14 protein-coding genes and 1 pseudogene are annotated in these 14,049 nt (G+C 77.0%); 12 read left to right on the plus strand and 3 right to left on the minus strand.

Annotated elements, in window-relative coordinates; translation table 11 throughout:
• Nucleotides 1-112, plus strand: a pseudogene (locus RM780_RS26915) (transglycosylase SLT domain-containing protein); the annotation flags it as partial.
• Nucleotides 113-864: 752 nt separating this feature from the next.
• Here the strand turns inward: RM780_RS26915 and RM780_RS26920 are convergent.
• Nucleotides 865-1,761, minus strand: coding sequence for a YegS/Rv2252/BmrU family lipid kinase (locus RM780_RS26920; protein WP_311633517.1), 897 nt, complete (start codon nucleotides 1,759-1,761; stop codon nucleotides 865-867).
• 27 nt (nucleotides 1,762-1,788) lie between these two features.
• Nucleotides 1,789-3,381 carry an FAD-binding oxidoreductase gene (locus RM780_RS26925; protein ID WP_311633530.1) on the minus strand — a complete coding sequence of 531 codons (1,593 nt, stop codon included), beginning with the start codon at nucleotides 3,379-3,381 and terminating at the stop codon, nucleotides 1,789-1,791.
• A 155-nt stretch (nucleotides 3,382-3,536) separates the two neighbouring features.
• Here RM780_RS26925 and RM780_RS26930 point away from each other — a divergent pair, with 155 nt between their 5' ends.
• Together RM780_RS26930 and RM780_RS26935 are read left to right on the plus strand one after the other, a co-directional pair.
• A complete protein-coding gene (locus tag RM780_RS26930; protein ID WP_311633518.1) occupies nucleotides 3,537-4,133 on the plus strand; it encodes a TetR/AcrR family transcriptional regulator in 597 nt (198 codons plus the stop codon).
• Nucleotides 4,130-5,728 carry a glycerol-3-phosphate dehydrogenase/oxidase gene (locus RM780_RS26935; RefSeq protein WP_311633519.1) on the plus strand — a complete coding sequence of 533 codons (1,599 nt, stop codon included), beginning with the start codon at nucleotides 4,130-4,132 and terminating at the stop codon, nucleotides 5,726-5,728. Before RM780_RS26930 ends, RM780_RS26935 begins: the two co-directional genes overlap by 4 nt.
• Before the next feature lie 111 nt (nucleotides 5,729-5,839).
• Here the strand turns inward: RM780_RS26935 and RM780_RS26940 are convergent, their stop codons facing one another.
• Entirely contained in the window at nucleotides 5,840-6,499 is a 660-nt protein-coding gene (locus tag RM780_RS26940) for a fascin domain-containing protein (RefSeq protein ID WP_311633520.1), read from the minus strand.
• Nucleotides 6,500-7,024: 525 nt separating this feature from the next.
• Here RM780_RS26940 and RM780_RS26945 point away from each other — a divergent pair.
• The 9 genes from RM780_RS26945 to RM780_RS26985 form a co-directional block, all read left to right on the plus strand.
• A complete protein-coding gene (locus tag RM780_RS26945; protein WP_311633521.1) occupies nucleotides 7,025-7,984 on the plus strand; it encodes a TIGR03885 family FMN-dependent LLM class oxidoreductase in 960 nt (319 codons plus the stop codon).
• Nucleotides 7,981-8,223, plus strand: coding sequence for a trehalase-like domain-containing protein (locus RM780_RS26950; protein WP_311633522.1), 243 nt, complete (start codon nucleotides 7,981-7,983; stop codon nucleotides 8,221-8,223). Before RM780_RS26945 ends, RM780_RS26950 begins: the two co-directional genes overlap by 4 nt.
• 15 nt (nucleotides 8,224-8,238) lie before the next feature.
• Nucleotides 8,239-8,622 carry a hypothetical protein gene (locus RM780_RS26955; protein ID WP_311633523.1) on the plus strand — a complete coding sequence of 128 codons (384 nt, stop codon included), beginning with the start codon at nucleotides 8,239-8,241 and terminating at the stop codon, nucleotides 8,620-8,622.
• Nucleotides 8,619-9,884, plus strand: a complete 1,266-nt coding sequence (locus tag RM780_RS26960; RefSeq protein ID WP_311633524.1) for a glycoside hydrolase family 15 protein — start codon at nucleotides 8,619-8,621, stop codon at nucleotides 9,882-9,884. Before RM780_RS26955 ends, RM780_RS26960 begins: the two co-directional genes overlap by 4 nt.
• A gap of 94 nt (nucleotides 9,885-9,978) precedes the next feature.
• A complete protein-coding gene (locus RM780_RS26965; RefSeq protein WP_311633525.1) occupies nucleotides 9,979-10,392 on the plus strand; it encodes a DUF2267 domain-containing protein in 414 nt (137 codons plus the stop codon).
• Between the two features lie 35 nt (nucleotides 10,393-10,427).
• Nucleotides 10,428-10,940, plus strand: coding sequence for a DUF5709 domain-containing protein (locus RM780_RS26970; protein ID WP_311633526.1), 513 nt, complete (start codon nucleotides 10,428-10,430; stop codon nucleotides 10,938-10,940).
• 81 nt (nucleotides 10,941-11,021) lie between these two features.
• Nucleotides 11,022-11,849: an SGNH/GDSL hydrolase family protein gene (locus RM780_RS26975; protein ID WP_311633527.1), complete on the plus strand. Its 828-nt coding sequence runs from the start codon at nucleotides 11,022-11,024 to the stop codon at nucleotides 11,847-11,849.
• 10 nt (nucleotides 11,850-11,859) lie between these two features.
• A complete protein-coding gene (purB, locus tag RM780_RS26980; RefSeq protein WP_311633528.1) occupies nucleotides 11,860-13,290 on the plus strand; it encodes an adenylosuccinate lyase in 1,431 nt (476 codons plus the stop codon).
• A gap of 155 nt (nucleotides 13,291-13,445) precedes the next feature.
• Nucleotides 13,446-14,049: ROK family transcriptional regulator (locus tag RM780_RS26985; RefSeq protein ID WP_311633529.1), on the plus strand; the 604-nt coding region annotated here is incomplete at its 3' end.

The following is a 14,049-nucleotide window of genomic DNA, read 5'->3' on the forward strand; positions in this document are numbered from 1 at the left end:
CGTCGAAGGCACCCCCGAAGACCCCTTCGACCCCGTCGCCAACATCGTCGCCGCCTGCAACTACGCCGCCGACCGCTACGGCTCCATGGACAACGTCAACAGCGCCTACTGACCCGGCCGAGCCCCACACACCCACACCCCGGTGGCACCGAGGCCCCCCAGCCCCGGTGCCACCGGCCTACCCAGCCCCCAGGGGGGCGGGACAGGCCCGGACAGCGGAAACCCCGGGCGTCGCCCCGTGCCCGACCCCCCGGGGCCGGGCCACCACCCGGACGCAGAGCCGGAGCGACGGGCCGCGCACCGGGAAGGCAGCCAGGCCGAGGCCGGACGCAGGCACACGGCTGCGTGGCCCGGTAGCGGCCCAGGGCCCGGACGGAGGCGGAAAAGCCGGCCGCAGGGCAAGGGGCCACAAGGACGCGGGCGCACGGCTGCGTAGCCCGGTAGCGGGCCCAGAGACCCAAAACCCCGCCGGGAGCCCGAGCGCGCCCGAAGCACGGCGGGTCATCGCAGACCACGAGGAGACCCCCCGGACGTTCCCCGGCACCGCCCCCCTCCCGGGAGCGGGTGCCCTGTAGGAAGCGGCACCACAGAGGCCGGACGCGGGCGCGCGGCTACCCGGCCCCGGGACGGGGCAGGGTCCGGACGAGGGCGGGACAGGGGCCCCGGCCCGGGGGGGCAGGGCACCACGGAACCCGGAGGCGGGCCAAGGCAGCCGGGATTCCGCCCGGGGCCGGAGCGCACTCCCGAGGGGGCGGGCCGGCGCAGGCAACAGAGAAACCCCCGGACGGTCCTCGACGGCGCCCCCCCCGGGGGGCGCCGTCATCACGGCCGGCCCCGCCAGAGACAGTCGCGCGGGCCACGGGGTCAGGGGGCCGGGAGAGGCGGGGCCAGCAGGGAGAGGGCTCCGGGGAGAATGCGGGCCGTGACCGGGAGGGCGGCGGTGACCTCGCCGTCCGCTCCGTAGGGGAGGGGGCGGTCGGCCTCGATGCGGATCTCGCGGGCGCGTAGGGTCTCCACCTCCGGGCGGGTGGTGTGGGTGCCGTCCTTCAGTTCGCTCATCAGGCGGAAGAACAGGCGGCGGGGGGCGTGGCGGATGAGGACCACCTCCAGCCAGCCGTCGTCAAGGCGGGCGGAGGGGGCGATGCGGCGGCCGGAGCCGTAGAAACCGGAGTTGGCCGCCACGACTGTGTAACCGGTGTGCGTGCGGGGTGTCCCGTCCACCGTGAGGCGGTAGTGGGCCGGGCGCCAGGACAGCACCGCGCGCAGGCCGCCCGCGTAGTAGGCGGCGGGGCCGCGCAGGCGGGAGGCGTTGGCGTGGCGGTTGGCCAGGGCGTCGACGCCGGCGTAGACGCTGCCCATTACGGTCAGGCGCTCGTGCGCGGCGGAGGTGACCTCGATGGCGTCGACCGGCTGCGGCGGGGCCTCCGCCAGCACCCGTGCCAGGGCCTCGGGCGCGGCGGGCAGGGCCAGCGCGCGGGCGAAATCGTTGCCCCGGCCCGCGGGGACGATGCCGGCCGGCGCTCCGGTGCCGGCCAGGGCGCCCAGGACGCATCCGACCGTCCCGTCTCCCCCGACTCCGAGAACGACACGGCCGGCCCCGGCCGCGGCCCGGGCCAGGGCGCGGGCGTGGTCGGGGCCGGTGCTGTGCAGGGTCTCCACGCCGGCGCCGGCCTCGCGCAGCAGCCGTGCCACGGGCAGGAAGGCCGCCGCGGCGCGGGCCCGGCCGGCGGTGGGGTTGACCAGGGCGGTGAACTGGCGCATGGCTAGGACCCTTCGGCGCGGCGGGAGTCAGGGGGCGGGCGGGGGCAGCAGGACGCCGGGGTTGAGGATGCCTGCGGGGTCCAGGTGGTCCTTGACGGCGCGCAGCACGCCGGCGCCCAGCGGCCCGATCTCGCGGGCGTACCAGTCGCGGTGGTCGGTGCCCACCCCGTGATGGTGGCTGATGGTGCCGCCGGCGGCCAGGATCGCGTCGTTGGCCGCGTGCTTGGCCGCCGTCCAGTGGCCGCCGCCGTCGCCGGGGCCCTGGGCGGCGGCGACGGTGAAGTAGAGGGAGGCGCCGGCCGGGTAGACGTGGGAGATGTGGCACAGCACCAGGGGCGGGCTGCCCGCGGCGGTCAGGGTCCGGGTCAGGGCGGTGCGTACGCCCTCGTACAGGCCGGGCAGGGCGGACCAGAAGCCGGCCGTTTCCAGCGTTTCGACGAAGGCGCCCGCGTCCAGGAGGGCGTCGCGCAGGTAGGGGGCTGCGTACCGGCCGCGTTCCCATCCCTCTCCGACGGCCTCGTCCAGCGGCTGTCCACCGGCCTGGCGCAGGACCGTCCCGGCCGCGTGGCGACGGTGGTCGACATCACTCGCGGTGCCCTCGTAGCCGGCGATGACCAGGCAGCCGTCTTCTCCTTCGCCCGTGCCCAGGGCCGAGGGGTCGGCCAGGCCGACCAGCGTTTCGCTCTCGTCGGACAGGCGCAGGACGGTGGGCAGGGGGCCGTCCTGGGCCAGGCGGCGCAGGGCGTCCTGGCCGGCGGCGAAGCCGGGCAGGCGCCAGGCGTCGTGGACGCGTATCTCCGGGCGGGGCCGGAGGCGGAGGGTCAGGGAGGTGATGACGCCGAACGCCCCTTCCGAGCCGAGGACGAGCTGGCGCAGGTCCGGGCCGGCGGCGGAGCGGGGGGCTGTGCCCAGGGTGAGCGTGCCGGCGGGGGCGGCCAGGCGCAGGGCCATCACCATCTCCTCGAACCGGCCGAACCCGGCGGAGGCCTGCCCGCTGGAGCGGGCCGCGGCGAAGCCGCCCAGGGTGGCCCACTCGAAGGACTGGGGGAAGTGGCCGAGGGTGAAGCCGTGGGCGGCCAGCAGCTCCTCCGCGCGCGGGCCGCGCACGCCCGGCTCCAGCACGGCGGTGCGGGAGAGGGGGTCCACGGACAGGAGGCGGTCCATCCGCCGCAGGTCCAGCGCGATGACCGGGGCGGTGCCGGCCTCGGGGGACAGCCCGCCGACCACGGAGGTGCCGCCGCCGAAGGGGACGACGGCGAGGCCGTGGGCCGCGCAGGCGCGCAGAACGGCCAGGACCTCCTCGTGGTTGTCGGGGAGCACGCCCGCGTCGGGTGCCGCCGCGACCTCGCCGGCCCGCAGCCGCAGCAGGTCCGGGGTGGATCGGCCGCCGGTGTGGCGGACCCGCGACTCGGCGTCCGTGCGGACGTGGGCGGCGCCGACTATGTCCTCCAGGGCCGCCAGCGCGGGACCGGGCAGGCGGGAGGGGGGAAGGGACAGGTCGGCCAGGGCGGCCGGAGGGGCGGCCGGGGGCCGCACGCCCAGCAGGTCGCGCAGCAGGGCGTTCACCTCTCCCGGGAGGGAGGTCGCGCGGCCGGGGTCGCCCCAGCCGTTCCACCGCATGCCGGCCGTCTCGGGAAGGTCCACCGCCCGCGCGGTGTCCGCCGCGTTCCCTGCGCCTGCCGTGTGCACCTGATCACCGCTCCCAGCGTTGCCTTCGCCATCCCCGGCCGGGCGGGGGCCCGCGGGCCCCCGCCACTCGCGTTACACTATGACACATGACGCCTAAACGTCACACGGATACGGATGAGGCGGTGCTCGACGCCGCGCGGGAATGCGTGCTGGCCGTCGGCGTGCGCCGCACGACCCTGACCGACGTCGCCCGCAGGGCCGGGATCTCGCGCATGACGCTCTACCGGCGCTGGCCCGACGTCCGCGCGCTGGTCGGCGACCTGATGACGCGGGAGTGGACCGCGCTCGCCGAGGGCGCCGGGCCCGCGCCCGGGGACCCGCGGCCCGCCCGCGAGCAGCTGGCCGAGGGGCTGATCGCGGGCGTGCGGGCCTTCCGCCGCCACCCGCTGCTGCGCAAGATCGTGGACGTCGACCCCGAGCTGCTGCTGCCCTACCTCTTCGACCGAAGGGGTGCCAGCCAGGACATCCTGCTGGGCCTGCTGGCGGACGCCCTCACGCGCGGCCACGCGGACGGCTCCGTGCGCCGCGAGCACCCGCAGCGGCAGGCCCGCGCCCTGCTGCTGGTGCTCCAGGCCTTCGCCCTGTCCCTGCGCACGATGACCGGCGAGGGCGACCCCGAGCTGACGGAGGATGCCTTCGACGAGGCGCTGCGCGGCATCCTCGAACGGACCCTGGCTCCGTGAACGGCCCCCCGGGCGCCGCCCCGCCCCCGTGCCCGGCGGCCTCGCTGTCCGCCGCGCGCCGGGAGCGGGAGCTGGCGGAACTGGCCGGCGGGCTGCGGGTCGACGTCCTGGTCGTGGGCCTGGGCATCACCGGCACCGGCGTGGCGCTGGACGCCGCCTCCCGCGGGCTGTCGGTGGCCGCCGTCGACGCCCACGACCTGGCCTCCGGCACCTCCCGGTGGAGCTCCAAGCTCGTGCACGGCGGCCTGCGTTACCTCGCCTCGGGACAGGTCGGCCTGGCCCACGAGAGCGCGGTCGAACGCGGCATCCTGATGCGCCGCACCGCCCCGCACCTGGTGCGCGCCCAGCCCTTCCTGCTGCCGCTGACCCCGCTGACCTCCCGGCGCGGTGCCGCGCTGGTCCGCGCCGGGCTGCACGCCGGGAACGTCCTGCGCCTGGCCGCCGGAACGCCGCACGCCACGCTGCCCGGCCCCCGCGCCGTGAGCGCGAAGGAGGCCCTGCGGGCAGTCCCCGGCCTGCGCCGGGAGGGGCTGCGCGGCGCGCTGCTGTCCTGGGACGGCCAACTGGCCGACGACGCCCGGCTGGTGACGGCCGTCGCGCGCACCGCCGCCGCCCACGGCGCGCGGATCCTCACCCGCGTGCGCGCGCTGGAGCTGGCCGGGGACGGCGCACAGGCGCGGGACGAACTGACCGGGGAGCACCTGCGCATCCACGCCCGCGCCGTGATCAACGCCGCCGGGGTGTGGGCCGGAGAGCTGATGGAGGGCGTACGGCTGCGGCCCTCCCGGGGCACCCACCTGGTGCTGCGCCCCCAGAGCCTGGGCGGCCTGCGCCGCGGACCCGGCCTGCACATCCCCCTCCCCGGGCACACCAGCCGCTTCGCGCTGGTCCTCCCCCAGGGCGACGGACGCGTCTACGCGGGCCTGACCGACGAGCCCGCCGACGGGCCGCTGCCCGGCCCCGGCCAGGAGGCCGGCGTCCCCGAGACGGACATCGGGTTCCTCCTGGACGTCCTCGCCGGAGTGCTGGAAGTGCCGGTGCGGCGCGAGGAGGTGGCCGGGGCCTTCGCCGGGCTGCGCCCCCTGCTGGACGCCGGCACCGGCGCGACGGCCGACCTCTCCCGCCGGCACGCCGTCCTCACCTCGCCCGAGGGCGTCGTCACCGTCATCGGCGGCAAACTCACCACCTACCGCCGGATGGCGCAGGACGCGGTGGACACCGCCCTGCGAGCGCGCCGGCTGAGCGCCCCCGCCTCCCCCACCGCGCGCCTGCCGCTGGTCGGCGCCGCTCCCCCCGCCGTCCTGGCCGCGCTGCCCGCGCCCCGGCGCCTGGTCGCCCGCTACGGCACCGAGGCCCCGGCCGTCCACGCCCTGGCCGCCGCCGACCCCTGGCTGGCCGCCCCCGTCGTTCCCGGGAACCCGGTCACGCGTGCGGAGCTGGTGTGGGCCGTCCGCCACGAGGCCGCCCTCGACGCCGGCGACCTCCTTGAGCGCCGCACCCGCCTCGGCCTCATCGCCACCGACCGGCGAGCGGCCCGGCACACCGCGCAGCGCATCCTCGACGGCGCGCTACGGGGGGCGTGGCAAGGCGCTTAGCAGGGGGAAACGGACCGGGCCCGGCCGCACCACGGATAGGTGTGGTGCGGCCGGGCCCGGCGGCGGGCTCAGCGCTCAGCAGGGGTGCTCAGCGCGGGAAAAGCGTTTCCCTCAGTAGAGCCAGAACTCTTCCCAGGAGCCGTTGATCCACTCGGAGCGGGACCTGAGGGCGTACTGGAGGGTGCCCGTGCGGGTGTACTCCATCGCCACGAACAGGCCGTTGGCCCAGGACTGGAAGGCGTAGGTGCCGGTCTCCTCGTTCCAGTAGAGCCAGAACCGCTCCCAGCCGCCGACCGTGGCGGAGCGGGCGCGCAGCAGACCGGCGGAGGTGCCGGGGTAGTTGCGCTCGGTCGCCACGTACCGGCCGTTGGCCAGGGAGCGCAGGGTGATGCTCTCGCTCGCCTCGTCCCAGACCAGGTCGAAGTCCTCCCAGGCGCCGCTGGGCAGGGCCGAACGGGCGCGCAGGGCGCCGGTGTTGGGAGCGCTGTAGCGCAGTTCCGCCGCCACGAACCGGCCGTTGCGGGAGGACTGGATCGCCCAGGGCAGGATCTCGGACTCCTCATCGCCGGCGGCGAGGGCGGAGGCCGTTTCCTCGGCTCCGGCCTCGGCGAGCAGTTCCTCCATCAGCTGCGCGTCCACGCGCTGCCATCCCCCCGCGTCCGTCGCGGTCCCCTCGTCGGCCGACGCCGGGGTCGCCCCCAGGGCCGAGGCCGCCAGCAGACCGCAGGCGGACAGCAGCAGAGCGGCTCTACGCCGCATTTCACGTCGCACGTCTCGTCCTTCTTCGTCCGTCGGTGAGGCCGGCCGAATGACCGGCCCCGCGTGACCGGCCGCACGCGTGCGCGCACTGTCCGTAGCGACTCTTGGGCTGCCGTCGCAGGTGCGACGGTCGGCCCGGCCCCTCCCCCGCAGCGCGTCCCTCGGCGCGGTAGTCGGAGAGGAAGACCCGCGAAGGGGGCGGCTGGTTGTACCGGATCGCCCGTCCGTTCGGAGCTTTTCGCAGGTCGGAAGCCTGTCGTTTCATTGTCTGTTCACCTGGGGCGGTGCGGTTGGCCGCGTCCGGGCCGGTGAGCGGGGTACAGGGGCGGTCGGCGTTCACGGAGGGGGTGACTCGGCCGGGTGGGGCGGCGTTCACCCGTGGGCCGGGGCCGGCGGGAGGGCCGTTGCGGTAGGGGGCCGGGCGGCGGGGTCCGGCCGTTCCCGCCCGGCGCGGGGGCGGCGGAACCCGGATGGCGTGTGCCGGTGGGCGGCCGGGCTGGGGCGGGCGCAGGCTGGGAGGCGGCCAGGGAGGTGAGCGTGAGCGCGTACGGGTATCACGCCTCGCACGAGCAGTTCTCGCCCGCCGAGCTGCTCGTCCTGATGCGGACCGCGCAGGAGGCGGGGTTCTCGGCGGGGATGTGCTCGGACCACTTCGCGCCGTGGAGCGCGCGGCAGGGGCACTCGGGGCACGCCTGGGTGTGGCTGGGGGCCGCGCTGGCCAGCACGGAGGTGCCGATGGGCGTGGTCACCGCGCCCGGGCAGCGCTACCACCCGGCGGTGCTGGCGCAGGCGGCGGCGAGCCTGGCGCAGATGTTCCCGGGCCGGCTGTGGGTGGCGCTGGGCACCGGGCAGGCCCTGAACGAGCACATCACCGGGGACCGCTGGCCCGCCAAGGCGGAGCGCGCGCGGCGCTTGGAGGAGTGCGTGGCGGTGATGCGGGCGCTGTTCGCGGGCGAGACCGTCTCCCACGACGGCCTGGTGCGGGTGGACCGGGCGCGGCTGTGGTCGTTGCCGGAGCGGCCCCCGGTGCTGCTGGCCGCGGCGATCACCCCGGCGACGGCGGCGTGGGCGGCGGGCTGGGCGGACGGGCTGATCACGGTCAACCAGCCGGAGGAGGGGCAGCGCGCGACGCTGGCCGCCTACCGGGAGGCGGGCGGGCGCGGCCCGGCCGTTCTCCAGGCGCACGTGTCCTGGGCCCCGACCCGGGCGGAGGCGCTGGCGGCGGCGCACGACCAGTGGCGGGAGGCCGCGCTGGGCAGCGACGCGGGCTGGGAGCTGCCGCTGCCGGAGCACTTCGAGCAGGCGGCGGGGCTGGTGCCGCCCGAGGCGATCGAACGCTCGGTGCACGTCTCGGAGGATCCGGCGCGGCACGCGGCGTGGCTGGCGCGGCAGGGGGAGGCGGGGTTCGACGAGGTGATGGTGCACCAGGTGGGAACGGAGCAGCTGGCGTTCATCGAGACCTTCGGCGCCGAGGTGCTGCCGCGGGTGAACGCGTGAGCGGGCGCGGGGCGGGAGGCCCGGCCGTTACGGGTGCGGGAGGGTACCCGCCGCTGGGCGAGCTGGCGTTCCTCTCGGACTGCGGCACGGCCGCGCTGATGGGGCCGGACGCAGCCGTGAAGTGGATGTGCGCGCCCCGCTACGACGCGCCGAGCGTCTTCGCGCGGCTGCTGGACCGCCGGGTGGGCGGGGCGTGGGAGCTGACGGTGGAGGGGGCGGGGGCGCCGCGGCGGTGGTAGGCGGAGGGAACGCTGGTGGTGGCCGGGCGCTGGGAGGCGCCCGGGGGCGTGCTGGAGGGGTGGGACTTCCTGGCGGCGCGCGCCCCCGGGGCGGACGACGCTCGGGGCCTGGTGCCGGCCGGGGCGCTGGTGCGGCTGGTGCGCTGCGTGGAGGGGCGGGTGCGGGTGCGGGTGCGGCACCGGGTGGGGGCGCGCCCCGACTACGCGCGCCGGGGCGCGCGCTGGCGGCCTGCCGGGGAGGGCGGGGCGCTGGCCGAGGAGGGGTCCGGGCTGTGGCTGGCGGCGGACGGCGCGCGGCCCGTGGTGGAGGACGGGACGGCGGTGGCCGCGGCGGAGCTGGAGGCGGGCCGGGAGCTGGCGGTGGTCCTGCCTACGACGGGGCGCGGCGCGGGCCGGTGACGGCGGCGGGGGCGCGGGCGTTGCTGGAGGCGACGCTGGGGGCCTGGCGGGAGTGGTCCTCGCGCGGCAGCCCGTACGAGGGGGTGAGCGCGCGGGAGGTGCGGCACAGCGCGCGGGTGCTGCGGGGGCTGATGTCCAGCGCGACGGGCGCGCTGCTGGCGGCGCCGACGACCTCGCTGCCGGAGTGGCCGGGCGGCCCGCGGAACTGGGACTACCGCTTCCTGTGGCACCGGGACGCCGCGCTGGTGGTGCTGGTGCTGATGCGCCTGGGGCACTTCGCGGAGGCCGGGCGGTACCTGCGGGTGCTGCTGCGGCACTGCACGGCCGCGCGGGGGGACCTGACGCCGATGCTGGACCTGGACGGCGGGACCGGCACCCCGGAGGAGGTGCTGGACCACCTGGAGGGGTACGTGGGCTCGCGCCCGGTGCACGTGGGCAACGGCGCGGACGAGCAGTGGCAGCTGGACGTGTACGGGCAGGTGCTGGACGCGGCCCTGGTGTACCAGCAGGTGGCGGCGGGCACGCCGCACGCGCTCAGCCACGGCGAGCTGGCCGCGTGCTGGACGGTGGTGGACGCGGCCTGCCGCCGGTGGCGCGAGCCGGACCACGGCATCTGGGAGGTGCGGGGCCGCAAGCGGCACTGGACCAGTTCGAAGCTGTACGCCTGGGTCTGCCTGGACCGGGGCGTGCGCCTGGCGGACCTGCCCGGGAGCCCGCCCGCGCCGGAGGCGGGGCGGTGGCGCGCGGAGTGCGCGGCGGTGCGCGCCGACGTGCTGGCGCGGGGCTGGGACGGCGGGCGCGGGGCGTTCACCCAGGCCTACGGGGAGCCGCGGCTGGACGCCTCGCTGCTGCGGATGCCGCTGCTGGGCTTCCTTGACGGGCGGGACCCGCGGGTGGTGGCGACGCTGGAGCGGATCGACGCCGAACTGGGCGAGGACGGGTGGCTGGTGCACCGCTACGACCCGCGGGCCACGGACGACGGGATCGCCGGGCCGGAGGGCGGGTTCCTGCTGTGCTCCTTCGACATGGTCTCGGCGCTGGTGCTGGCCGGGCGGCGGGCGCAGGCGCGGGAGCGGTTCGGGGCGCTGTGCGAGCGCGCCGGGCGCTTCGGGCTGTTCGCGGAGGAGATGACGGCGGGCGGGCGGATGCTGGGGAACTACCCGCAGGCCTTCACACACCTGGGGCTGATCGAGGCGGCGATGAACCTGGACGCGGCGCGGGACGGGGAGGCCCTGCACGCGTGGGCGGCCCGCGCCTCATGAACGCCCGGGGCGGGCCGGGCCGGGGGCGTGGCCGGGGGACGTGGCCGTTTCGGGGTGGTGGGGCGGGGAACCCGGGGCGGCGAGGAGGTTGATCATGCAGCACGACGAGTTCATCGGACAGGTGCAGGCCCGCGCGCGGCTGGACAGCCGCGGGGCGGCGGAGACAGCGACCCGCGCGAGCCTGGAGACGCTGGCGGAACGCATCCCGCCGGGGCTGGCCGAGAAGCTGGCCGCGCAGCTGCCGCGGGAGATCGGCGAGAACCTGCGGCGGGTGGCGTACGCGCCCGACCTGCCGGACACGGGCGTGCGCATGGCGCGGGAGGAGTTCTTCGACCGGGTGGCGCAGCGGGCCGGGGCGGACGTTCCCAAGGCCGTGCACGAGGCCCGGTGCGTGATGGAGGTGACCGGGGAGGCCACCCAGGGCGGGCTGACGGACCGGATCCGGCAGTCGCTGGACGAGGATCTGGCGCGGGTGCTCTTCTCGGGCAGCGGCGGCCCGTCGTCCTGATGAGGGACGCGGCAGGGAGGGAGCAGGGAGGCAGCATGTCCGACGAGACGATGGGCGACGAGGTCTACCAGCCCGACGAGACGCACCCGGAGGACCGGGAGGACGTCGACCTGGACAACGCGCTGGAGGAGGGCCGGCAGGACGAGACGCTGGACACCGGCTATTCGCCGCCGGAGAAGCCGCTGGCCGTGAACGACTACGGCACCACGGCCTCCGGGCAGCACGACGGCGAGCCGCTGGAGATGCGGCTGCGCGAGGAGGTGCCCGACGTCGGGGTGCCGGACGGGGACGGCATCGGGGACGCGCGGGACATGGCCGGGGAGCCGCTGGAGGAGGACCTGGCCGGCGAGCGGCGGGCGGGGCGCCTGGTGCGCGGCGGCAACGTGGTCGGCGAGGACGTGGGCATCGACGGCGGGGCGGCCTCGGCGGAGGAGGCGGCGGTGCACATCGCGCGGGAGAGCGAGCTGGAGGAGGCGGGCGAGGCGGAGCCCGGCGAGGACTTCGGGGACGACGCCCGCGGCGGGGGTGGCGGGCGGCGGGCCGCCTGACCCTGGCCGGGCGCCCGTCCCAGGGTCAAGCGCGGGCGCCCGCCGCCGGGCGCGGGGGCGGTGGCTACGATGGTGGCCGCCATGGACAGTGCAGTTGATTTCCGGAGTTTCGCGGCGCTGGGGGATTCGTTCACCGAGGGCATGTCGGACGTTCTGCCCGACGGGAGTTACCGGGGCTGGGCGGACGTGCTGGCGGGGCGGCTCGCGGCGCGGCGCGCGGACTTCCGTTACGCGAACCTCGCCGTGCGCGGCAAGCTGATCCGCCAGATCGTGCGGGAGCAGGTGCCCGCGGCGGTGGCCATGCGGGCGGACCTGGTGACGCTGGTGGGCGGGCTGAACGACGTGCTGCGGCCTCGCTGCGACCTGGGCGAGGTGTGCGGGCTGCTGGAGGAGGCGGTGGAGCGGCTTGCGCCTGCCTGCGGGCGGCTGGTGCTGATGCGCTCGCCGGGCCGCGAGGGGCCGGTGCTGGAGCGCTGCCGGGGGCGGCTGGAGCGGCTGTTCGGATTCATCGACGAGCTGGGGGCGCGGCACGGGGCGGTGGTGGTCGACCTGTTCGCGGCGCGGTCGCTGGCCGATCCGCGGATGTGGGCGGAGGACCGGCTGCACCTGACGGGCGAGGCGCACCGGCGGGTGGCGGAGGCCGTGTGGCAGGGCCTGGGGCTGGAGGCGGAGTTCGCCTGGGACAGCCCGCTGCCCCCGGCGGTGCCGGGGAGCCGGTGGGCGCGGCGGGCGGCGGACCTGCGGTTCGCGCGGGAGCATCTGCTGCCGTGGATCGGACGGCGGCTGACGGGCCGCTCCTCGGGGGACGGGCGCCCGCCCAAGCGCCCGGAGCTGGCGCCGCTGGTGCTCCCGGAGGCTCCTCCGCTCGGGCTCCGGGAGGCCCCCGTGGCCGTGGAGGAGGGGCCGTAGAATCCGGTGCGTGACTGACAAGCCCCGCATTCCGAACGTTCTGGCCGGCCGCTACGCCTCGGCGGAGCTGGCCGCGCTGTGGTCCCCCGAGCAGAAGGTGGTGCTGGAGCGCCGGCTGTGGCTGGCGGTGCTGCGGGCGCTGGCCGAGCTGGGCGTGGCGGTGCCGCCGGGGGCGGTCGCCGACTACGAGCGGGTGCTGGAGCGGGTGGACCTGGGGTCGATCGCGGCGCGGGAGCGGGTGACCCGGCACGACGTCAAGGCGCGGATCGAGGAGTTCAACGCGCTGGCCGGGCACGAGCAGGTGCACAAGGGCATGACCTCCCGGGACCTGACGGAGAACGTCGAGCAGCTGCAGATCCGGCTCTCCCTTGAGCTGGCGCGGGACCGTTCGGTGGCGGTGCTGGCGCGGCTGGGGCGGCTGGCGGGCGAGTACGCGGGCCTGGTGATGGCGGGCCGTTCCCACAACGTTCCGGCGCAGGCCACGACGCTGGGGAAGCGTTTCGCCACGGCGGCGGACGAGCTGCTGGTGGCGCTGGGGCGGGTGGAGGAGCTGCTGGCGCGCTACCCGCTGCGCGGGGTCAAGGGCCCGGTGGGGACCTCCCAGGACATGCTGGACCTGCTGGGCGGGGACGAGCGGAAGCTGGCGGAGCTGGAGGGCCGGGTCGCCGGGCACCTGGGCTTCGGGCAGGTGTTCACCTCGGTGGGGCAGGTCTACCCCAGGTCGCTGGACTTCGAGGTGGTCACGGCGCTGGTGCAGCTGGCGGCGGCGCCCTCCTCGGTGGCGAAGACGATCCGGCTGATGGCCGGTCAGGAGCTGGTGACCGAGGGCTTCCAGGAGGGCCAGGTCGGCTCCTCGGCGATGCCGCACAAGATGAACACCCGCTCCTGCGAGCGCGTCAACGGCCTGGCCGTGGTGCTGCGCGGCTACGCCTCGATGACCGGGGAGCTGGCGGGCGACCAGTGGAACGAGGGGGACGTCTCCTGCTCGGTGGTGCGCCGGGTGGCGCTGCCGGACGCGTTCTTCGCCTTCGACGGGCTGGCCGAGACGTTCCTGACGGTGCTGGACGAGTTCGGGGCCTTCGAGCCGGTGGTGGCGCGGGAGCTGGACCGGTACCTGCCGTTCCTGGGGACGACGAAGGTGCTGATGGCCTCCGTGCGGGCCGGGGTGGGCCGGGAGACGGCGCACGAGGCGATCAAGGAGCACGCGGTGGCGGCGGCGCTGCGGCTGCGGGAGGGCGCCGAGCGCAACGAGCTGCTGGAGCGGCTCGCGGCGGACCCGCGCATCCCGCTGGACCGGGCGGGCCTGGAGGCGCTGATGGCCGACCGGCTGTCGTTCACGGGGGCCGCGGCCGGGCAGGTGGCGGCCGTCCTGGCGCGGGTGGAGGAGGTCGTCAAGCGGCACCCGGAGGCGGCCGGGTACGCGCCGGGGGCGATTCTCTGAGGGCCCGGGGGCCCGGGGCGGGCCACGACGGCGCTTCCTCCTCCGGGCCTCGCCCCCCGCATCCGTCCGGGAGACATCCGGGGCCCGCGGGCGGGGGCGCTCCCCCGGCGGACCGGGGTTCGCCGCAGCTCCTGCGCCGCATCAACTCGGCGGCGGTGCTGCGGGCGCTGCGGGACGCGGCGGCCCCGGCGACGCTGTCGGAGCTGACGCGGGCGACGGGATTGTCGCGGCCGACGGTGGAGGGGGTGCTGGAGGGGCTGGCACGCGGGGGCCTGGTCGCGGAGGAGGCCGGGGGCGGCGGAGGGACGCAGGCCAGACGCCGGGCCGGGCGGCCGGCGCGGCGCTTCCGGTTCCTGGCCGAGGCGGGCCGGGTGGTGGGCGTGGAGATCGGCCCCGGGCGGCTGTCGGCGGTGGTGGGCGACCTGGCGGGGCGGCCGCTGGGGGCGGCGGCACGAAAGGTGGCGGCGGAAGCGGGGGCGGGCCCGCGGCTGGCCGCGGTGGAGGGCCTGGTCTCGGGCCTAGTGGCGGGGGGCCGCGGCGCGGGCGCGCTGCGGGCGGTGGGGGTCGGCTCGCCGGGGATCGTGGGGGACGACGGAGTGGTGCGGCTGTGCACGGCGCTGCCGGGGTGGACGGGGCTGCCGCTGGGCGAGCGGCTGGGGGCGGCGTTCGGCTGTCCGGTGCTGGTGGAGAACGACGCGAACGCCGCGGTGGTCGGGGAGCGCTGGCGCGGGGCGGCGGCGGGCGCGGAGGACGTGGTGA

Origin of the sequence: Streptomyces boetiae (assembly GCF_031845405.1) — a bacterium.
Lineage (GTDB): Bacteria > Actinomycetota > Actinomycetes > Streptomycetales > Streptomycetaceae > Streptomyces > Streptomyces boetiae.

What these genes read in the sequence shown, in the direction of transcription:
- RM780_RS26920 (WP_311633517.1), bottom strand. Translation starts at nt 1,761, where the DNA reads ATGCGCCAGTTCACCGCCCTGGTCAACCCCACCGCCGGCCGGGCCCGC.
- RM780_RS26925 (WP_311633530.1), bottom strand. Translation starts at nt 3,381, where the DNA reads ATGCGGTGGAACGGCTGGGGCGACCCCGGCCGCGCGACCTCCCTCCCG.
- RM780_RS26930 (WP_311633518.1), top strand. Translation starts at nt 3,537, where the DNA reads ATGACGCCTAAACGTCACACGGATACGGATGAGGCGGTGCTCGACGCC.
- RM780_RS26965 (WP_311633525.1), top strand. Translation starts at nt 9,979, where the DNA reads ATGCAGCACGACGAGTTCATCGGACAGGTGCAGGCCCGCGCGCGGCTG.
- RM780_RS26970 (WP_311633526.1), top strand. Translation starts at nt 10,428, where the DNA reads ATGTCCGACGAGACGATGGGCGACGAGGTCTACCAGCCCGACGAGACG.
- RM780_RS26975 (WP_311633527.1), top strand. Translation starts at nt 11,022, where the DNA reads ATGGACAGTGCAGTTGATTTCCGGAGTTTCGCGGCGCTGGGGGATTCG.